Annotated in this window: 18 protein-coding genes and 2 pseudogenes; 4 read left to right on the forward strand and 16 right to left on the reverse strand. The window is 69.6% G+C overall.

Translation table 11 applies throughout. The features are described from left to right. Nucleotides 1–3 precede the first annotated feature (3 nt). The gene (pepN, locus tag ACXKR8_RS02515) at nt 4–2,484 is read right to left on the reverse strand and encodes an aminopeptidase N (protein WP_458271251.1); all 2,481 of its coding nucleotides are present in this window, start codon (nt 2,482–2,484) and stop codon (nt 4–6) included. A 69-nt stretch (nt 2,485–2,553) separates the two neighbouring features. On the opposite strand from pepN, the gene ACXKR8_RS02520 reads away from it, so the two are divergent. Next, a complete protein-coding gene (locus tag ACXKR8_RS02520; RefSeq protein ID WP_458271252.1) occupies nt 2,554–3,216 on the forward strand; it encodes a hypothetical protein in 663 nt (220 codons plus the stop codon). 8 nt (nt 3,217–3,224) lie between these two features. On the opposite strand, the gene ACXKR8_RS02525 is transcribed toward ACXKR8_RS02520, so the two are convergent. From ACXKR8_RS02525 to ACXKR8_RS02595, 15 genes and pseudogenes are all read right to left on the reverse strand, one after another. Beyond that, on the reverse strand, nt 3,225–4,334 hold the full coding sequence (locus tag ACXKR8_RS02525) for an FAD-dependent oxidoreductase (RefSeq protein ID WP_458271253.1): 1,110 nt from the start codon (nt 4,332–4,334) through the stop codon (nt 3,225–3,227). After that, nucleotides 4,331–5,587, reverse strand: coding sequence for an ATP-grasp domain-containing protein (locus tag ACXKR8_RS02530; protein WP_458271254.1), 1,257 nt, complete (start codon nt 5,585–5,587; stop codon nt 4,331–4,333). Before ACXKR8_RS02530 ends, ACXKR8_RS02525 begins: the two co-directional genes overlap by 4 nt. Further along, nucleotides 5,584–7,443 (reverse strand): ABC transporter substrate-binding protein, encoded by a 1,860-nt coding sequence (locus ACXKR8_RS02535; protein WP_458271255.1) that lies wholly within the window; start codon nt 7,441–7,443, stop codon nt 5,584–5,586. The genes ACXKR8_RS02530 and ACXKR8_RS02535 overlap by 4 nt, the downstream gene beginning before the upstream one ends. Further along, the gene (locus tag ACXKR8_RS02540) at nt 7,443–7,823 is read right to left on the reverse strand and encodes a hypothetical protein (RefSeq protein ID WP_458271256.1); all 381 of its coding nucleotides are present in this window, start codon (nt 7,821–7,823) and stop codon (nt 7,443–7,445) included. The genes ACXKR8_RS02535 and ACXKR8_RS02540 overlap by 1 nt, the downstream gene beginning before the upstream one ends. Continuing rightward, nucleotides 7,817–8,674, reverse strand: a complete 858-nt coding sequence (ddaH, locus tag ACXKR8_RS02545; protein WP_458271257.1) for a dimethylargininase — start codon at nt 8,672–8,674, stop codon at nt 7,817–7,819. The genes ACXKR8_RS02540 and ddaH overlap by 7 nt, the downstream gene beginning before the upstream one ends. A gap of 60 nt (nt 8,675–8,734) precedes the next feature. After that, nucleotides 8,735–9,979, reverse strand: coding sequence for an ATP-grasp domain-containing protein (locus ACXKR8_RS02550; protein WP_458271258.1), 1,245 nt, complete (start codon nt 9,977–9,979; stop codon nt 8,735–8,737). Next, nucleotides 9,976–10,455 (reverse strand): MFS transporter, encoded by a 480-nt coding sequence (locus tag ACXKR8_RS02555; protein ID WP_462100256.1) that lies wholly within the window; start codon nt 10,453–10,455, stop codon nt 9,976–9,978. Before ACXKR8_RS02555 ends, ACXKR8_RS02550 begins: the two co-directional genes overlap by 4 nt. A 34-nt stretch (nt 10,456–10,489) precedes the next feature. After that, nucleotides 10,490–10,936 (reverse strand): annotated as a pseudogene (locus ACXKR8_RS02560) (MFS transporter); the annotation flags it as partial. 328 nt (nt 10,937–11,264) lie between these two features. Continuing rightward, entirely contained in the window at nt 11,265–12,857 is a 1,593-nt protein-coding gene (locus tag ACXKR8_RS02565; RefSeq protein ID WP_458271260.1) for a class I tRNA ligase family protein, read from the reverse strand. Further along, a complete protein-coding gene (locus ACXKR8_RS02570) occupies nt 12,854–13,219 on the reverse strand; it encodes a cupin domain-containing protein (RefSeq protein WP_458271261.1) in 366 nt (121 codons plus the stop codon). Before ACXKR8_RS02570 ends, ACXKR8_RS02565 begins: the two co-directional genes overlap by 4 nt. After that, the gene (locus tag ACXKR8_RS02575) at nt 13,219–14,121 is read right to left on the reverse strand and encodes a SidA/IucD/PvdA family monooxygenase (protein WP_462100257.1); all 903 of its coding nucleotides are present in this window, start codon (nt 14,119–14,121) and stop codon (nt 13,219–13,221) included. The genes ACXKR8_RS02570 and ACXKR8_RS02575 overlap by 1 nt, the downstream gene beginning before the upstream one ends. Next, nucleotides 14,063–14,527: a SidA/IucD/PvdA family monooxygenase gene (locus tag ACXKR8_RS02580; protein WP_462100258.1), complete on the reverse strand. Its 465-nt coding sequence runs from the start codon at nt 14,525–14,527 to the stop codon at nt 14,063–14,065. Before ACXKR8_RS02580 ends, ACXKR8_RS02575 begins: the two co-directional genes overlap by 59 nt. Before the next feature lie 192 nt (nt 14,528–14,719). Next, nucleotides 14,720–15,103 (reverse strand): hypothetical protein, encoded by a 384-nt coding sequence (locus ACXKR8_RS02585; protein WP_462100259.1) that lies wholly within the window; start codon nt 15,101–15,103, stop codon nt 14,720–14,722. A 158-nt stretch (nt 15,104–15,261) separates the two neighbouring features. After that, complete coding sequence (locus ACXKR8_RS02590) at nt 15,262–15,525, reverse strand: hypothetical protein (RefSeq protein ID WP_462100260.1); 264 nt, start codon at nt 15,523–15,525, stop codon at nt 15,262–15,264. Nucleotides 15,526–15,709: 184 nt separating this feature from the next. Next, nucleotides 15,710–15,892 (reverse strand): hypothetical protein, encoded by a 183-nt coding sequence (locus tag ACXKR8_RS02595; RefSeq protein WP_458271264.1) that lies wholly within the window; start codon nt 15,890–15,892, stop codon nt 15,710–15,712. A gap of 182 nt (nt 15,893–16,074) precedes the next feature. Here ACXKR8_RS02595 and ACXKR8_RS02600 point away from each other — a divergent pair, with 182 nt between their 5' ends. The 3 genes and pseudogenes from ACXKR8_RS02600 to ACXKR8_RS02610 form a co-directional block, all read left to right on the forward strand. Continuing rightward, the gene (locus tag ACXKR8_RS02600; protein WP_458271265.1) at nt 16,075–17,061 is read left to right on the forward strand and encodes a LuxR C-terminal-related transcriptional regulator; all 987 of its coding nucleotides are present in this window, start codon (nt 16,075–16,077) and stop codon (nt 17,059–17,061) included. A gap of 261 nt (nt 17,062–17,322) precedes the next feature. After that, on the forward strand, nt 17,323–17,670 hold the full coding sequence (locus ACXKR8_RS02605) for a hypothetical protein (RefSeq protein ID WP_462100261.1): 348 nt from the start codon (nt 17,323–17,325) through the stop codon (nt 17,668–17,670). After that, nucleotides 17,604–17,798: pseudogene (locus ACXKR8_RS02610) on the forward strand (cation:proton antiporter domain-containing protein); the annotation flags it as partial. The gene ACXKR8_RS02605 and the pseudogene ACXKR8_RS02610, both read left to right, overlap by 67 nt. Nucleotides 17,799–17,816 lie beyond the last annotated feature (18 nt).

Here is a 17,816-nt window from a genome sequence, read left to right on the forward strand (position 1 = left end):
TCATCAGCGGTTCTGTTGGCGGGCGGTGACGACATGGCGCAGGTCGTCGGTGAAGTCGACGGTGCGGCGGCGCAGCGGCAGCGGCAGGCCCTCGTCGGCGAGCATCGCCTCGGCCAGGGCCAGGGTTTCCGGTGCGGCGGCGTAGCGCGGATAGAGCAGCCGGACCAGCATGTCCAGCACCTGGTCTCCTCGGAGCGCTCCGACGCCGGGCATCTCGGCGAAGAAGCGCTCGACGAAGGGCGCGGTCAGCTCCACCTGGTCGGGCTGCCAGAACCCCTCGGCCAGAGCCCAGACCTGGTAGTTGGAGAGGTCCCCGGCCGTGGTGATCAGGTCCCAGGCCGCTTGCTTGGCCTCCGGGTCGGGCAGGGCCGCACGGCACTTGGCGGCCCACTGCTCGCCCTCGGCGCCCGGGTCCGCCTGCTGGGCGGCGTCGATGCCGGCCGCGTCGATGCCGCCGAGCGCGGCCAACCGGTAGCGGATCCGCCAGCCGAGCTCGGAGTCGAGTGCGACACCGTCCGGGATCCCGGTGCCCGCTGCCCAGGCGCGGAGTTCGGCCTCGTCGGCGCCGCAGTCCACCAGGGTCCGGAAGGCGAGCAGCCGCCGCTCGTCGCCGGGGCGGGTCCGGTCGAGCAGCGCCCGGCAGGCCCGGCCGAGGCCGGCCAGCGCGGCGGGCCGCTCGGCCGGCTGGAGGTAGCGGTCCGCGACCTCGGTCCGGGCCTGCTGCAGCACCTCGGCGATGATCGGCAGCTCGGTCTCCACGGCCGCCATGTCCTGCGCCAGGTCCAGGTAGTCGGCGGCGGGGAAGGCGCCGTCCTGCACCGCGAGCAGCAGGGTGCCCCAGAGCATCGCCCGGTTGAGCGGGGACAGCGTGGGAAGCAGCTCCGGCAGCGCCGTCAGGGACCGCTGGTCCAGCTGGATCTTGGCGTAGGCGAGGTCGCCGTCGTTGAGCAGCAGCAGCCGGGGCGCCGGCAGGCCGACCAGCCCCGGGACCTCGGTGCGGGCGCCGTCGACCTCGACCAGGACCGAGGTGTCCTCCTCACCGTAGAGGCCGATCCGCAGGGTGTGCGGCCGCAGCACCGGATGCGACTCCGGGGCGGTCTGGTGCACCACCGCGGAGGTGATCAGGCCGTCCGCCACGGTGAGTTCGGCCCGCAGGGTGTTCACATTGGACTCGCGCAGCCACAGCGCGGCCCAGCGGGTGAGGTCGGTGCTGCTCTGCTCCTGCAGCGCGGCCAGGAAGTCGGCGGTGGTGGTGTTCCCGTAGGCGTGCCGGGAGACGTAGGTGTGCAGTCCCGCCTCCAGTGCCTCCTCCCCGATCCGGGTTGCCAGTTGGCGCAGCACGGCGGAGCCCTTGAAGTAGGAGATCCGGTCGAACAGGGCGAGCCCGGCCATGGCGTCCACCGCTTCGGCGCCCACCGGATGGGTGGAGGGGCGCTGGTCAGCCGCGTACGCGAGTCCCTTCCGGGCGGCCGAGAAGGTGGTGAGCGCGCCTGAGTACTTGGTGAGTTCCGTGGTCAGCCGGTGGCCCATGTAGTCGGCGAAGGCCTCGTTCAGCCACAGGTCGTCCCACCAGCGCATGGTGACCAGGTTGCCGAACCACATGTGCGCCATCTCGTGCGCGATGATGAGCGCCCGGTCCTCCTTCTCGCCGGCGGTCGGCGTCGACCGGAACACGTACTGGTCCCTGATCGACACGCACCCCGGGTTCTCCATGGCCAGGCTGTTGAACTCCGGTACGAAGACCTGGTCGTAGCTGCCGAAGGGGTAGCGGGTGCCGAAGATCCGGTGGTACTCGTCCAGGCAGCGGCCGGTGATCCCGAAGAGCTCCTCGGTGTCCGCGGCCAGCGCGTCCGCGATCGAGGCCCGGCAGTGCAGCCCGAGCGGGATGCCGTCGTGGACGCTGTGGAAGCCGCGGTAGGGCCCGGCGATCAGCGCGGTCAGGTAGGTGGAGAGCGGTTCGGTCTCGGCCAGCTGCCAGTGCCCCGGTCCGACCTTGGCGGCCGTCCCGGTGCCGAGCACCTGCCAGTGGTCCGGCACGGTCACGTCGAAGGTGTAGCGGGCCTTGAGGTCGGGCTGGTCGAAGCAGGCGTAGATCCGCGGTGCCGCGTCGAGGAAGGACTGGGCGTAGAGGTAGGTCTCGCCGTCCACCTGGTCCACGAAGCGGTGCAGGCCCTGGCCCTCGTGCGAGTACTCCATCTCGGCAGTCACCACCAGCTGGTTCCGCGCGGCGAGGCCGGACAGCGGCAGCCGTCCGTCCTGCAGGTCCGCGACGTCCAGCGGGGTGCCGTTGAGCACGGCGGACCGCAGGATTCTGGGCTTGACGTCGAGAAAGGTGCCGGCGGCCGGGCCGACCGCGTCGAAGTCGATGGTGGTGGTCGAGTGGAACACCTCGTCGTCCGAGGTGAGGTCGAGCCGGATGTGGTAGGACCGCACCGTGAGGAGAGCGGCCCGTTCCACGGCCTCCGCTCGGGTCAGACTGGGCATGGCGTACTCCCTGAAGTAGGCAGTGGTGTCGGGGTGCTGGTGGGGGCCGGTCGGCTAGGGTGTGCGTTTGTGGACATCGACACGCCGGATCTGGCGGGCCTGACAGCGGCGGTTTCCCGGTTCGCCGCGTACGGCAGACCGGACCGGTCCTGGGCCGAGCTGCAGCGAAGGACCGAACCAGGGCTCGACCCCTCGCTGGCCGGCCACCGGGCGGCCCTGTTGGCCTGGTTGAACGCCTGGGGCTGCCGGATCCGCTATCCCCGGCCGGGCGAGCCGAACGTGTTCGACCAGGGGCTCGCGGACTGGTGGAGCCGTTTCGGCGGGCGCCTGCCCGCCGCGGACGTGTCCATGGTCGGGCTCAGCGACCAGGACATCGCCCGACTCGGCGAGTGCTACGCCGGGTTGACCGCGATGCCGGCCGCCGCACTGGCCAAGGGGGTGCGGCCGCTGGGGCCGACCGCCGCGGCCAAGCTCTTCCACGCGTTGCGCCCGCGGGCGGTGATGCCCTGGGACGAGGCCATCGCGGTGCGTCTGCACGGCGCCCGTGACGCGGACGCCTTCGCGGCGCACCAGCGCCTCGGCCGTGACTGGTCCTCCGCGCTGCTGGCCGAGGCCGGCCTGGACGAACCCGGGCTCGCCGAGCAGCTCGGCCGCCCGGGGCGTCCGCTGGCCAAGATGCTCGACGACTACTGCTACCTGGTGCTCACCCGCGATGAGGTGTTCACCGGCTGACCGCGGCATCACGGCAGGGTGCGGGCAGGAGGGCGGATGACGGTGACGGGCTCCGAAGGCTCGGCGCGGGCCAGCACCGCCAACAGCGCGTCGGCGGCCAAGCGGCTGGCCGCGAACGAGGTCTTCGCCGCACCGCCGCCCCCACCGGTGAAGGTGAAGAGGCCGCTGCCGCCGCCGATCGGTCGCAGAGCCAGCCCCGGATCGTCGTGATAGCAGTCGAAGGCGGTCACCGACCGCACCGCGGTGATCTGCGCCGCCGCCTCCTCGCTGAACCGGCGTCGGCCGCAGGCCACCACCTGTTCGGCCAGGACCGGGTCCGCGCTCACCGTGTCGGGATCGATGTTCCAGTGGTCCCCCGGCATGCCGAGCAGGAAGGTGTCGGCGTCCAGCGGGCGGCCGTACATCCCGCTGGTGTCGTCGACGAACACGCCGAGACCGGGCAGGCGCAGCGTGCACACCGTGTACTGGATGGCCTTGGTGCGCAGCGCCGCTTCGGGCAGGTCACTGGCCCGGAGCAGCCGCGGGGTCCAGGCCCCGGTGGCGAGGACCACCGCGTCGTACCTGTGCTCCGCGCCGCTCGCCAGACGTACCGAGGGCGACACGGTCACCCCGGAGACCCGGCCCCAGAGCAGGGCGACGTCGCCGGCCGCGGTCAGTTCACCCAGCAGCGCGTTCCTCAGCCGGGCCGGTGAGATGAAGCCGGCCTGACGCTCGGTCACGCCCAGGACACCGTCCGGCAGGTCCCGGAAGGGATAGGCAGTCAACTGGTCCTGGTCGAGCACTTCGGCCGAGCCCGGCAGGAAGGCGTCCACCGGCTCCAGCGCGGAGCCGATCTCGGAGCCCCCGGGGAGCAGGTAGACCGAGCCGATCTCCTGGTAGGCGGTCCACTCGCGCAGGATGCTGCTGGCACGGATCTCGGCGAGGCTCTCGGACGCCAGCCGGCCGGCCTTCAGGTCGAGGTCGAAGCCGCGGACCATGCCGCCGGACGCCCCGGTGGCGTCGTAACCGGACCGGAGTTCGCCGACATACAGGTCGGTGCTGACCTGCGAGGCACTGCCGCGCAGCTGCCAGGCGAGCAGCGCACCGGCGACTCCGCTGCCGACGATGCCGATCCTCATGAGGTCCGCGCTTCCACCCGAAGCGCCTGCTCGGCCGCGTCCAGCGCGGCGTTGCAGTCCGCGACCCCGCCGCTGAGGGCGACGGCGAGCGCTATCCGGCCCCAGACCGTGCCCTCGGGCGGCGGCGAGTAGCTCTTGCCCGGCGTCGCTATGGCCGTCGCCTTCACGATTCCGGCGGGCAGCCGGGCCTGGTCGAACGCGACCGACTCGACCGTGGTGTCCGGCTCGTCCACGTAGAAGAAGCGGACCCCGCCGACGAGTTGCCGGGTCGGCCGGGTGTCCGGGGTCAGCCCGCAGGCCGCGGCGGCCGCGGCCCGGCCCGGGTCGATGCCGGTGGCCAGGAGCCCCAGGAAGGGGATCAGGTCCCCACCGAGCCGGCCGTTGACCTCGATCAGCCTCGGGCCGGCCGCGGTGAGCATGAACTCCGAGTGGGTCCACCCGTCCCGGAAGCCGAGCGCGGTGTGGGTGTCCTGCAGTGCCTGCTGGAAGTCAGGATCGAGCAGCAGCGGGTCGGCAGCGTCCACGTGGTGGCCGATCTCCTCCGCGTACGGCGGGTAGCCGACCACCTTGCGGCCCACGAACAGCGGGGTGACCTTGCCGTCCTGGACCACCGAGTCGACGCTGACCTCGTCGCCGACCACGCATTCCTCCACCAGCACCGGGTGGTCCGAGGCGTAGACGACCGGTTCCGGTGCCGGGGTGTCCCGCGTGAAGGCGAAGCGCTCCCGGAGCTCCTCCGGGTTCTCCACCCGCACCACGCCGAGGCTGGCGCCGAGCCCGCGCGGCTTGAGGACCGCCGGATAGCCGACCCGCTCTGCCGCGGCCAGAGCCTGGTCGAGGGTCTTGACCGGGACGGAGCGCGGCTGGGGCACCCCGGCCGCGTCCAGCGCGGCCCGGGTCTGCGCCTTGTCCCGGCAGCGCCAGATCACCTCCGGGTCGCCGTTCGGCAGGCCCAGGGCCTGGGCGATGTACGAGGTGGCCAGGATCCGGCTCTCGTCCCAGCACAGCACCCCGCTGACCTTCTGCTCCTCGGACAGCTCCAGCGCGGCCCGGGCCATCGCCGGACCGTCGAGGGTGGACGGCAGCACCGTCCAGCCGTCCAGGTACTGCTGCTCCCAACTGGGTTCGGCGGAGTGGAACATGTGCACCCGGTACTCGGTGCTGATGGAGCTGAGCAGGTACTCCCGGAACAGCTGCCAGCCGCTGGCGACCAGCACCAGCAAGGGGCGCTCCGGAGCGCTTTCGGTGGTCATGTCGATGCTCCCTCGGTGGTGTCGTCGCGGTAGTACCAGTACTCGGGCTCGATCATCCCGAACGGGTTCAGCGTGAATCCGCCCAGGTCGTTGGCCACTTCGAAGAGCCGAAGGGCGAAGTTGGGCACCAGCAGGACCGGCGCCTGCTCGGCGATGTAGTCCTGGTACTCGTACATCGCCTCCACGTCGTCGGTGACCAGGGTCCTGGCGATCAGCTCGTCGGCCCTCGGGTCGCTGTAGTGGCCGAAGTTGCCGCCGGCGTTGGTGGAGAACACGATCTCGCCGCTGGGGTGGTGGAACGCCCAGCCCCCGTTCCAGCAGGTCATCTCCCACAGGCAGGGGGAGTTGGGACCCGGCACGCAGGGAGCGTCCTCGGCCACCAGCACCGACCCGTAGACCTCCTCGGTCCGCAGCCGGATGCCCACCGACCCGGCGTCCTCGACCAGCTTGGCCACCAGCTGTGCCAGGGCCGGGCGGCCCTCGGCGTAGCGCAGCAGGATGTCGAGCTCGGTACCGGCGGGTATGCCCTCGCCCGCCTGGCCGGGGCCCGTGCCCGGGTTGACGCAGACGGCCGGGGTGGTGCTGGTGTCCCAACCGTTCGCCTCCAACAGCTTCCGGGCCCGGCCCAGGTCGAACGGGAACGGCCAGGCGCCCTCGCGCTGCCGCGGCGAGACCAGGTCGGACGGCGGGTACATGGGCACCGGGCCGTTCTGCCGGAACGCGTAGCCCTGGTAGATGTCACGGACCGCCGAGTCCTGGTCCATCGCGCTCTGCAGGGCCTGCCGGAAGTAGGTCTGCCGGAATATCGCACCGGACACCGTCGGGTTGTTGAAGTTCATCGACATGTACCGGATGCAGTAGGCCATCTGCGGGACCAGCGTGTAGTCCTCGCTGAGCGGGTTCTGCGAACCGGCGGTCGGGTCGGTCGTGCTCCCGCTGGCGAAGCCCAGCGGCAGGTACCCGACCTGGACTCCGCCCGGACCGTGCGGGCCGGCCTTGAGCAGCTCGTACTGTTCGTCCTCGTGGTTGATCGGGATCTGCCGGAACTCGTCCAGGTACGGCTTGTTCGGGCCGGAGTAGTGCGGATTGGGGACGAAGGTGACCACACCTTCGATGGTGTAGCTCTTCAGCCGCCACGGACCGCTGACCACGCTCCAGATCGGGCTGTCGGCCCACCGGGTGCGGTGGTCGTTGCCCTCCTCGACATGGTCCCCCTGCTCCTTCATCAGGTACGCGTAGACGGCCTCGACGTCGGCCAGGTCGCCGGAGGCGTCGGCCGGTCCGGCGTCGGTCCGGTCCCATGCCCTGGGCAGCGGGGTGATCGTGCTCAACTGGTTGAACAGGACCCATCGCTGCGAGTACTGCTTGTCGAAGGTGAAGTAGACGGTGTCCTCGGAGAGCTTGCCGTAGGAGGTCAGGTTGTCCGGGAACAGGCCGGGGACGTACTCGCCGTAGCGGTCGCCCTTGACCTTCATCAGGTTGACCCAGAACAGCACGTTGTCCGCGCAGAGGGTCTCGCCGTTGGACCACTTCCACGGTTTGACCGTGATGGTGACGGTCAGTCCGTCCTCGCTCCACACCGGCGGGGTGCCGATGCTGCTGTCGTAGTCGACGTCCGGGGAGCCGTTGGAGCCGAAGTAGTAGAGGGTGCGGAACATCAGCGCCTGGAACTCGAGGATGTTGCGGGTTCCCATGCGCTCGGCGGGGGTGAACGGGAAGATCACCGCGGGCGGGAAGCCGGGGGCGCAGGCCCAGGTGACCACTCCCCCCTGCTTGGGCTTCGCTGCCTGCTCGGGCTTCGCTGCCTGCTTGGGCTTCGCGGTGTCTCGCCCGGGGGCGGTTGTCGTCGGGGTCATCAGAACTCCAGGAAGTCCGGGGCGGGTGAGGTGACGACCGGCTGCTCGCCGGGGAAGAGCTCCACCAGGCGGGAGACCCCGCGGGCGGAGTGCTGACCGAAGCGCTCCCAGACCTCTTCGAGCACGATCCGGCCCTCGTCGTCGAGACGGGGGGTGCTGCGGCAGTATCCGGAGATCACCACGCCGGTGTCGCGCACCATGCAGTAGGCGAACTCCAGCGAGCCGTCCGCCGAGACACGGCCCGCCAGCGAGCCGCGGCGGGCTCCGCCGCCGGCGAACTCGCCCCAGAGCAGGTCGCCTTCCTGGTGGTAGGTGGCGACCCGGCTCTCCTCGCCCTCGAACTGCGGGCGGAACCTGCGGCCGTCGTAGTTGATCACCATGAGGTGTCCTCGCGGACCTCGAGGGTGCAGCACTTGGCGCTGCCGCCGGCCTTGAGCAGTTCGGACAGGTCGACGCCGATCGGCACGAAGCCGCGGTCCGCCAGCGCCTCGTGCAGGTGCACGGCCTGCGGCGCGAGCAGCACGTTCCGGCCGTCGGACACCGAGTTGAGGCCGAACACCGCCGCGTCCTCCTCGGTCGCCAGGACCGCGTCCGGGTAGAGCGCGCGGAGCACCTGCCGGCTCTCGGTGGAGAACGCGGCCGGGTAGTACATGATCTCGTCGTGGTCGAGCACCGAGAGTGCGGTGTCCAGGTGGTAGAACTCGGAGTCGACCAGGTGCAGGGTGACCACCTCGCGTCCGAAGAACTCGGCGGCCTCGGCGTGCGCGTCCGGGTGGGTGCGGAAGCCGGTGCCGGCCAGGATCCGCTCGCCGGTGAACAGGAGGTCGCCCTCGCCCTCGTTGATGTGCACCGCGTCGCGCACGGTGTAGCCGTGGTGCTTGAACCAGGCCAGGTAGGCGGGGCCCTCCGGGATGCGCTGCGGGTAGCGGAAGCGGGCCGACAGCACCCGTCCGTCGATCACGGTCGCGCCGTTGGCGGCGAAGACCATGTCCGGCAGGCCCGGGGCCGGGGCGATCTCCAGTACCTCGTGACCGAGGCTGCGGAGCAGCCCGCGCAGGTGCTCCCACTGTGCCAGCGCGAGTTCGGTGTCGGTGGGCTTGTCCGGGTGCATCCACGGATTGATGGAGTAGCTGACGTCGTAGTACGTCGGCGAGCACATCAGGAAGCACCGGGGTCGGGCGGTACGGCGGGGCGGGAGCGGGGTCCGGGTCGCTGCGAGGCGCTGGTGCACGGAGGTCCTCCGATGGGTTGGGACGGACGGGTGGGCAGGTGACGGGACGGGTGCGTCCGGTCAGTCGGCGAAGGTGACGTGGATCTTCGAGGCGAGGTCGTTCATCGTGCTGAGCGCGTCCTCCAGTGAGTCGCCGGTGGTCCCGAGGAAGCCGAGGATGGTGTTGCCGTGCGGGGGCCTGCGGATCAGGTCGCCGGGGCGGGCGGTGATCTTGAGCAGGAACACCCGGTCCGACTCGCCGACCTCGGCCGGCACCTCGACGTAGCTGACCACGCCGGCGTCGCAGAGCAGGCACATCGCGGTGATGTGGGTCCCGTTGGGCTGGTAGTGCCGCACCGAGGGACGCCTGCCCTGGCCGACGTCCACCACGGCCGCGATCGGGTCGTAGTCGGCGGCGGTGCGGGCGATCAGGTCGAGCCCGCCGCCGCCGACCCGGGCGGCGATCTCCAGCAGGTAGGGCTTGCCCTGGTGGAACCGCACCTCGGCGTGCATCGCGCTGCGGTAGAGGCCCTGGGCGTGGGCACCGGCGGTGACCACCTCGTGCACCGCGGCCAGGTCCTCCGGGCTCAGCGAGGTCGGGGCGTGGTGCACGTCGTCGTCGAAGGTGTCGCCCTCGGCGGTGATCCGGTCCACCACGTTGCCGAGGTAGACCTCGTCGTCCCACGCCAGGGCCTCGATCAGGTACTCCCTGCCGTCGAGGAAGGACTCGACCAGCAGCCCCTGCGGGCCCAGGTCGATCCCGTCCGGCTCGGCGAGCGACCAGAACATCGTGGTGATGCCCTCCGCCGCCTGGGCGTAGCGGCGCACCATCTCCGTGGCGTTGTCCACCCGGAAGACGAAGTTGCTGCCGGCGCCCATGGTGGGCTTGAGGATGACCGGGTAGCCGAAGTCGGCGGCCGCGGTCAGCGCCTCCTGCTCGCTCTCCACCAGCCGGAAGTCGGGGATCGGCGCGCCCGCCTTCTGGTGGGCCTGTCGCATGAGGTACTTGTTGCGGCTGGCGCAGGCGGCCTCGACCCCGATCGTCGGCAGCCCCAGCGCCTCGGCGACCGCCGCGACGGTGATGACCGCGGCCTCACAGAAGGTGATGACGCCGTCGAACTGCTCCTCCGCGTGCCAGGCGCGGGCGAGCTCGATGACGGCCCCGATGTCCTTGGTGCCGGCCAGCCGGTAGTGGTCCTCGGGCCAGAAGTCCTCGGTGCCTTCCCCGTTGAGGACGTACAGGTCGACCCCGAGGTCCTGCACCTGCTGGTAGCGGGAGTGGTAGTAGGTCAGATACTGCCGGGTTTCCATGGCGAGCAGTTTCATCGGGTCTCTCTCCTTCCGAAGAACATCGTGGAGACGATCAGGACGGTCGGGACGATGGCGATCAGACCGAGGGTGAGGAAGCCGGAGACCACGCCGACGTGGTCGACGACGGCGGCGACCAGGAGCGTTCCGGCCGCACTCAGCGCCAGGCCGGCGGCGTTGGCGGTGCCGAAGACCCGGCCGACCTTGTCGGCGTCGACGGCGCGCATCAGCTCGGTGCGGCTGGCCAGCCGGGCGAATCCGAAGGTGACGCCGCCGACCAGGATGCCGGGGACGATGGTCCACACGGCGATCGGTTGCACCAGCAGGGCCAGGCCGCAGCCGACATAGCCGAACAGGATCAGGTAGCGGTAGTTGACCTTGTCCTTGACCCGCTTGTAGAGCGCGGCGGCGATCATCATGCCGATCCCGGCCAGGGCGTCGACCACACCGAGTAGCCCGGTGCCCTGGTGGAAGCGGTGGATCACGGCGATCAACAGCAAGCGTGTTGGTGACCAGGACCAGCACCGCGCCCAGGGAGAACAGCATGCCGAGCCGCAGCAGCGGGGCCTTGGCGACGGCAGGTGCGGCCGGTGCCGACGGATCCGCGGCACCCGCTCCGGAGTCCTCTGGCTGGTCCGCCGTCGAGCCGACCGGGCGCCGGCCGAGGGCGTAGATGCAGACCGCGGAGAAGACGAAGGTGACCCCGTTGAAGTAGAACATCGGCTGGAGGCCGATGTACTGCATCACGAAGCCGCCGACCACTCCGGAGGCCATCGCGCCGCCCTGGTAGGCGATGTCGAAGTTGGCCCCGAAGTGCCCGAGGCGTTCCGGCGCGATCCGCTCCTTGATCAGCGCGTTGCTGGCGGGCATGAACATCGCGGAGGTGATCGCGAGGAGCACACTGACGGCGTAGGCCCCGGCGATCTCGTTTGCCGCCGAGCAGCAGCCACACCGGCAGTGCCAGTGCGGCGACAGCGCTGACCGTGTCCGTGATGACGCAGAGGGTCCTGCGGTCGTACCGGTCGGCGAGGCGGCCGAAGAACGAGGACAGGGCGATCTGCGGGAGCGCGGTCACGATGAACACCCACCCCACGGACATCGCCGTGCCCGAGGCCCTGAAGATGAGCAGCGACGCCGCGATGAGCTGGATGTTGTTGCCCAGAAGCGTCACGAAGGTGGCCGGCAGGAAGAGGCGCTCGGCCCGGTTGCTCCGGAGCTGGACGTCCGGCGGGGCGATGGCGATGGCAGTCAAGGGAGTCTCGATTCGTCGTGGCCGGTCGGTCGCGGCGCGACCGTCGGGGGTTCAGCCGGAGGCAACGGTCAGCCGGGGCAGCGCGAACGGTGCGATCGCCGTCGGTGCTCCCGCCCCGAGGGCCAGGTCGACGCCTGCGCTCCGGGCCCGGTCGGTGACCTCGGTCAGGATCGGTGCGGCACCGGCCAGCAGGGTGCGGACCTCCAGCAGCAGGTCGGCCAGGCCGGTCCGGTCCCGGTTCGCCGCAACCGCCACCGCGCTGTCCCGCAGCCGTTCCAGCTGGCGGCCGATGGTCTCGGCAGCACGCACCAGGCTGCAGTCGGACAGCTCGTAGCAGAGGCGGAACCGTTCGACCAGGGCCGCCGCCCGGTCGCGGCCGCCCTGGGAGGTCGGCAGCAGGGCATCGCGGTCCAGGCCGCGGGTGGCCCGGCTCAGTGCGTCCGACAGCACGCCCCAGGGCTCGATCAGCCGGCGGGCGGTGACGCTGCGCAGTTCGGCCAGGGTGAAGTTGCTGCGCTGGAACTCCGGTGCGGTGAGCGCGAGGTAGAACCGTGCGATGTCCTGCGGCACCTCGGCCATCAGCTCGGCGGCGGTGATCAGGTGGCCGCGGCTGGTGGAGAACTTCTCCCCGTCCAGATCGTAGAACTCGTTGCAGACGCTGGTGTAGGGAGTGATGTAGCGGTTGCCGTGGGCCAGCAGGAAGGTCAGGTCCATCAGGCCCCAGTGGTACACGTTGTCGAAGCCGTGGAAGTAGACCAGCTCCGCGCCGTGCTCGGCCCGCCAGTGGGTGTCGGGCTCAGCGGCCGGGGCGGTGCCCTCCGCCTGCTCCACTGCCCAGGCGGTACTGAGGATCGAGGCCGGCATGGCCTCGATCCAGGGGTAGACGATCTGCCCGGAGACCTCGGGGAACGGGGCGGGGATGCCCCAGTCGCCGGGGACGGTCACCGGGATGTCCGGCAGCGGCCGGGCCAGCAGCTCGCGGATGAGCTGCATCGCGTGCGGCCGCCAGCGGTCCTGGCGCTCCTTGAAGTAGGACGTCAGCTGCTCGCGGTACTCCTCCATCGGGAGCACCAGGATCTCGACCTCGCGCAGGACCACCGGGTCGGTCGGATCCATCGTGGAGTAAGGCTCCAGCAGGTCGTCGTAGCTGGTGGGGTGGCCGCAGTCCTCGCAGGCGCCGCCACGGGAGCCGGACAGGCAGACCGGGCAGATCCCGCCGACGAAGCCGTCGAACAGGAAGGTGCCGGAGCGCTTGGCGTAAGGGAGGGTGACGGTCTTCAACTGGAAGCGGTCCGCCTGGTGCAGCCGGGTCAGGAAGTCCAGCACGGTCCGGCGGTAGCGCTCGTCGATCGGCGGCAACCCGGCCATCGAGATGCCCATCAGCTCCAGCGACCTGGCGATCGCCGCGGTCGAGTTCGCGGTGAGCTGCTCCGGAGTGGTGCCGCGGCGCTTGGCGGTGGTCACCACATAGCTCTGGCTGTCGTCGGTGCAGGTGGTGTAGACGACCGACCGGCCGTTGGCCCTGAGGTAGCGGGCGTAGACGTCGCCGGCCAGGTAGGGGCCGGCCAGGTGGCCGACGTGCAGGTCGCCGTTGGGGGTCGGGGTGGCCGAGATGATGATCGTCCTGGACTCGGCGGCGCTCATGAGGCGTGCTGGTGCCGCGTCACGAACCCCTGCGCCAGGTCCTCGTCCCACCAGATCGCGTACATCTGGAACGGCTCGTCGCCGGTGTTGACGACCTGGTGGTGTGTCTGCGGCTCGAAGTGCACCACGTCGCCGGCGGCGAAGGGCACCTTCTCACCCTCGACGACCAGCTCGGCCGCACCGGTGAGAGCGATCCAGATCTCGTACTCGTGGTGGCTGTGCGCGCCGGAGGCGGCGCCGGGCGCGACCACGTTCCAGGAGCCCTCGAACGGGGCGTTCAACAGTGCCCAGGGGAACAGGCGTTGTGCCAGCAGGTTGTTGTCGGGCTTCAGTCCGGCACGGTCCAGACTGCGGATCTCCATCACAGCAGTGCTCCTTCGGTGGGTCGGGTGACGCTCTCCAGCAGCAGTCGGCCGGTGCGCCGGGCGAGCAGGTCCTGCACGATCTCCTGAGAGCGGAAGGCGACCACGCTCAGCAGCGAATCGGCGATGCCGTGGGTGGCCTCGTTGACGCCCTGCAGGTAGACCGACGCGGTGTAGTCCTCCGGCAGCTCGACCCGGTACTGGCGGTCGACACTGAGGCTGTCGAGGCCGACGGCAGCGGCGAGACCGGTCACCACGGCCGGCATCTCGCGGACGTAGCCGGTGCCCAGCAGCACGACGTCGCAGCGCAGTTCGGTGGTCTTCCCGGACTTGCGGTCGAGGACGTCGAGAACGACCTCGTCCCCCGCCATGCGGGCGGAAACCACCTCGGACAGCGAGGTGATGTGCAGCCGCTCGGTCCCGGTGAGCCTTTCCAGGTAGGTCTCGCGGTAGAGGTTCTCCACCATCGGCGTGGTGACGCCCGCGTAGTTGCTGCGGTGCATCCCCTTGAGGATGAGCTCGCGGGTCTCCGCGGGGGCGTCGTAGAACTCGTCGATGAAGGAGTTGTAGTAGAGGAGGTTGATGAACTTGCTGACCTCGTAGATCGGCAGGCCGACCGAACGGGCGATCATCGTGCACTCGGCCCGGGGGAAGCCCTTGTGGACCGACCAGAGCATCTCGGCGGCGCTCTGCGCGCCCCCTATCACTGCGACACGGTGCGCACCGTCCGGATCCAGCTTGCCGATCCGGGTGGCGAACTCGGTGCTGTGGATCACCCGTTCGGCCGGAAGGCCGGTGAACTCGGCGGGCACCAGCGCGTCCCGGCCGCCGCCGATGACCAGGTCACGGGCGAAGATCTCGGAGCCCGTCGCCGGTCCGCACGATCCAGCCGTCGACCTCACCGGACACGGTGCGCCGGGGCTCGATGGAGGAGCAGCGCTTGCCGTACTGCACCCGCACATGGGGCAGTGACCCGGCGACCCACTGCAAATAGCCGGATATTTCCACGCGGTACGGGTTCGGGCTGCCCAGGTTGATGAACTCGTCGAGATTCCCGATGGCGTGCTGGTAGTTGAGAAAGGAGTACCGACTGGTCGGATTCCTCGGGGTGACCAGGTCCTTGAGAAAGGAGACCTGGCTCTGTGCCCATGGCAGGAGCATGCCGCGTTGCCAGGTCGCATCCTGGTGCTGTTCGATGAGCAGGGTTCGATCGGCGAGCTCCGGGGCCAGTTCCTCCATGGCTACGGCCAGGGCCAGACTCGCGGGTCCGGCGCCGATCGCGAGGATTTCCACCTCTTGGCGATCCATTCGACCTCCTACGTAGACGGGATGGGGCCTCGCACGGGCATAACTGCGCGGGCCTGGTGCAGAACTCAGTGGACCTGGTGGCGACCGGGCCGGATCGGACGGCCGGCGGCGACAGGTGGGTATGTCGCCGCCGGCCGCCGTCGCCGGCCGGTCAGTGCGGGTCGTCCACACCCGGCTTGTACGGCGCGGGTGTCAGCCCTTGACCTCGTGCAGCATCGCGAGCATGAAGTCGCGGGTGTCGAGGATCGCCTGGGTGAAGCCGGCCTCGATGTCGGCGCGGTCCACCTCGCCTGCCGCGAGCAGCTTCTCGACCGTCTCGCAGGTGGCCCGGGCGTGCTCCTCCTCTCCGCTGGAGTCGAGGTGGATGTCGAAGAAGAGGGTCTCGGCGGTCTTCTCCGGGTACCGCGTCAGCAGCGGAAGGCTGATGAGCGACAGCTGGAAGTCGGACTCGACCTCCACCGCCAAGGCGTAGCCGATGGCGTGGCCCAGCTCGGCCTGATAGCCGGCGCTGTTCTTGGCGACGAACTCCTGCGCCGACTGCGGCATTTCCCCGAGATCGAATTCGAGGCTCTCCATGAATCGCTTGAAGATTCCCCAGTGACTGCTCGGGGTGTTCTCCTCGCGGTATGATTCCCTTGATGTACTCGCGATACCAGCCGTTGTCGGTGGCGCGCAGGGTTTCCGGGAGCACCTTCTTGTTGAACCCGTAAGTTTGGAGCCCCAGTAGTAGGCGCTCAGGAACGTGGCGAGTTCCGTTTCGGACAGGGTGTTTCCGAGTACCTCGACGTGCATCTGGTTGTCGATGTGCCCGTGCCCGCGGGCACCGGACTTGAATGAGCAGGTTTCAGCCACTCCAGGGAGGAGGGGTCGGCGCGGTCGTCGATTCGGCGGCCGTAGAGCCACTCGAGGTAATCGACGGTCGAGTCGAAGGACTGGCTGCTCGACTCGGCCAACAGGGAAAGCGCGGGCCCGCGCTGCTCAAGCTGCGTGTCGGTCATCGTGCTGTGCTCCTTGCTCAAGGGGATGAGGGATGGAACCTATGAACCGACTTGTCGTGCTTTCAAGTGATAAGTCGGCACAGTGAAGGGCATGCGCTCCCGAAGGACTCATGCGGGTAGTGGGTGCGCCTTGTGGAGGCGACAGGTGGGACGGGCGGTGGGGCTGAGTCGCGTCGGCTTCAGATCAGCCGTGCAGGCCGTCGCCCCACTGCGAATCGGCGACGACGCGGACCTGATTGACAGGTACCTGCTGTGTGCTGGAATGCACGGCTGATTTCACCGGGACGATGACGGCGAGGGCCGCTATGCTGAGCCCTGCGATCTTTACCACGACAGGTAATGCCCGTGCGCTGTGTGAAGTGCTCATGTGCCGTACCCCCGGACTCGAAGAATGGTGCCTTCCGTATGTGTTGCTCAGGCAACCGCACCGGCGCTTCCGGGCCCTGACCCGTGTTCTGCGCCTGCCGCAATCGTGGCACCGCAATCGGCCGGACCGTATTGATGGAAGGCGTGCTGTCCACGCATTGCTGAATCACGCAGGGGGATCAGATGTGTACAACGAGCGCCATATCGGACGGCTCCGAGGGTGGAGAGCTGTGCGATGAGGGGCTTCGGCGCTACGCGGAGGCCATCGAGACCGGGTTCATCGGGGTCAGCATGGCTCCGGAGTGCCTGATCCAGTTCGGGCTGCTGTCCCTCGCCAGCGACGGGTTGCTCATCCCGGTACTGCCGACCACCGCGGCGAAGCTGGTACTCAACCCCCTGCGCCGCGCCGCCCTGGACCATATGGAGGTCGTCGCCGCCGCAGAGCGGGCCTTCGCCGCCGCCGACCGGGTGCACGCCATCGCCGAGCGGAAACGTGCCCCGGACATCCGGCTCATCCAGGGGGGCGAAACCATCAGCTCGATCCTGCAGTCGGCCGTGGACAGCTGCGAGAACGAGTTGCTCACCATCCAGCCGGGCGGCAGGCGTCCGCCCGAACTACTGGACCGGGCCCTCAAGAAGGAACTGATCGCGCTTCGACGGGGGGTGCGGCAACGGATCATCTACCAGCACACGGTTCGCAGCCACGAACCGACCCTCGACTACATCCGCAGCATCTCCGAGGCCGGCGCCCAGGTGCGCACCGTCGACGAGGTCATCGACCGTCTGATCATCTGCGACAGCACGATCGCCTACATCCCCACCGGTCCGCAGCGCGGCCAGGAGGCGCTGGAGGTGAGCCATCCGGCCATCGTCCGGTTCTTCGAAGGGGTCTTCAACAACATCTGGAACCGGGCCCATTCCTTCGACACACCGACCGCGGGGGCGGCCAAGCCACGCATCGTCGCCACGGAGATCCAGAAAGCGATCATGCGGATGCTGGTGCAGGGCCACACCCAGACAAAGATCGCGCGGGAGCTGGGCATGAGCGCACGGACCGTCACCAGCCTGGTCGGCAAGCTCTCGGAGGAACTCGAGAGCGCGAGCCCCACCCAGTTGGGCTACCTCATCGCCACGCACGGACTGCTGGACCAGGAGACCAAAAGGCACTGAGGGGGGTACTTGAATCGGCTCGGTGCTTGCCCCTAGCATGTCGAGCGCCGCACCCCTGCACTGCCGCCCTGAATCGGCGCAGCGGGTGCGAGTCCCGGGACGTGCCGCACACAATCCGTCCCCGGGCAGCGACTTCTCCGGCCTTCCGGACCGCTCAGGCATCGTCAATCCCAGCTCAGCTGACATTCGCCCCTCCTGTGAGGCGGGGTGAGGCCGCGTCAGCCTGGGCCGACCTGTCCTGATCCGAGAGAGGCAGCTCCCATGGCCCTGTCCGACATCTCCGTTCCCCGACTTCTGATCCGCACTCCGGTCCGCATGATGGTGGTCTCGGCGGGCATCACCGCACTCGCCGCCGCGGCGCTGACCGCGTCCGTCCTCTTCTTCGGCCACCTCGGACCGTCCGGCGCGGCGGCCGCCGGGACCCGTCTGGCAGCAGCGCCCACGTTGCCGCCGGTGTTCCGGCTGTTCGCCGCGGTCGCGGCGATCGGTGGCCTGGCACACCTCGGCGGTCGGCTGGCCCGGCGGGCCGGCCAGCGTCGGTGGTGGGCGAGATCGCCACCGGCATCCTGCTCGGCCCGTCCCTGCTGGGCCGGTTCCTGCCCTCGGTGAGCCGAGCGCTTTTTCCGCTCGGCATTCGGGCCGACCTCTCCTCACTGGCCCAGATCGGCGTGATGCTCTTCATGTTCGGGGTCGGCGTCGAGTTCGACCCGAGGATCCTGAGGCGGCAGCGGGCCGCGATCAGCATGCTCAGCCAG

This window comes from Streptacidiphilus sp. PAMC 29251 (assembly GCF_054208735.2).

What these genes read in the sequence shown, in the direction of transcription:
- pepN (WP_458271251.1), bottom strand. Translation starts at nt 2,484, where the DNA reads ATGCCCAGTCTGACCCGAGCGGAGGCCGTGGAACGGGCCGCTCTCCTC.
- ACXKR8_RS02600 (WP_458271265.1), top strand. Translation starts at nt 16,075, where the DNA reads ATGTGTACAACGAGCGCCATATCGGACGGCTCCGAGGGTGGAGAGCTG.
- ACXKR8_RS02570 (WP_458271261.1), bottom strand. Translation starts at nt 13,219, where the DNA reads ATGGAGATCCGCAGTCTGGACCGTGCCGGACTGAAGCCCGACAACAAC.
- ACXKR8_RS02595 (WP_458271264.1), bottom strand. Translation starts at nt 15,892, where the DNA reads ATGAGCACTTCACACAGCGCACGGGCATTACCTGTCGTGGTAAAGATC.
- ACXKR8_RS02525 (WP_458271253.1), bottom strand. Translation starts at nt 4,334, where the DNA reads ATGAGGATCGGCATCGTCGGCAGCGGAGTCGCCGGTGCGCTGCTCGCC.
- ACXKR8_RS02550 (WP_458271258.1), bottom strand. Translation starts at nt 9,979, where the DNA reads ATGAAACTGCTCGCCATGGAAACCCGGCAGTATCTGACCTACTACCAC.
- ACXKR8_RS02585 (WP_462100259.1), bottom strand. Translation starts at nt 15,103, where the DNA reads ATGGAGAGCCTCGAATTCGATCTCGGGGAAATGCCGCAGTCGGCGCAG.
- ACXKR8_RS02580 (WP_462100258.1), bottom strand. Translation starts at nt 14,527, where the DNA reads ATGGATCGCCAAGAGGTGGAAATCCTCGCGATCGGCGCCGGACCCGCG.
- ACXKR8_RS02535 (WP_458271255.1), bottom strand. Translation starts at nt 7,443, where the DNA reads ATGACCCCGACGACAACCGCCCCCGGGCGAGACACCGCGAAGCCCAAG.
- ACXKR8_RS02605 (WP_462100261.1), top strand. Translation starts at nt 17,323, where the DNA reads ATGGCCCTGTCCGACATCTCCGTTCCCCGACTTCTGATCCGCACTCCG.
- ACXKR8_RS02590 (WP_462100260.1), bottom strand. Translation starts at nt 15,525, where the DNA reads ATGACCGACACGCAGCTTGAGCAGCGCGGGCCCGCGCTTTCCCTGTTG.
- ACXKR8_RS02565 (WP_458271260.1), bottom strand. Translation starts at nt 12,857, where the DNA reads ATGAGCGCCGCCGAGTCCAGGACGATCATCATCTCGGCCACCCCGACC.
- ACXKR8_RS02540 (WP_458271256.1), bottom strand. Translation starts at nt 7,823, where the DNA reads ATGGTGATCAACTACGACGGCCGCAGGTTCCGCCCGCAGTTCGAGGGC.
- ACXKR8_RS02530 (WP_458271254.1), bottom strand. Translation starts at nt 5,587, where the DNA reads ATGACCACCGAAAGCGCTCCGGAGCGCCCCTTGCTGGTGCTGGTCGCC.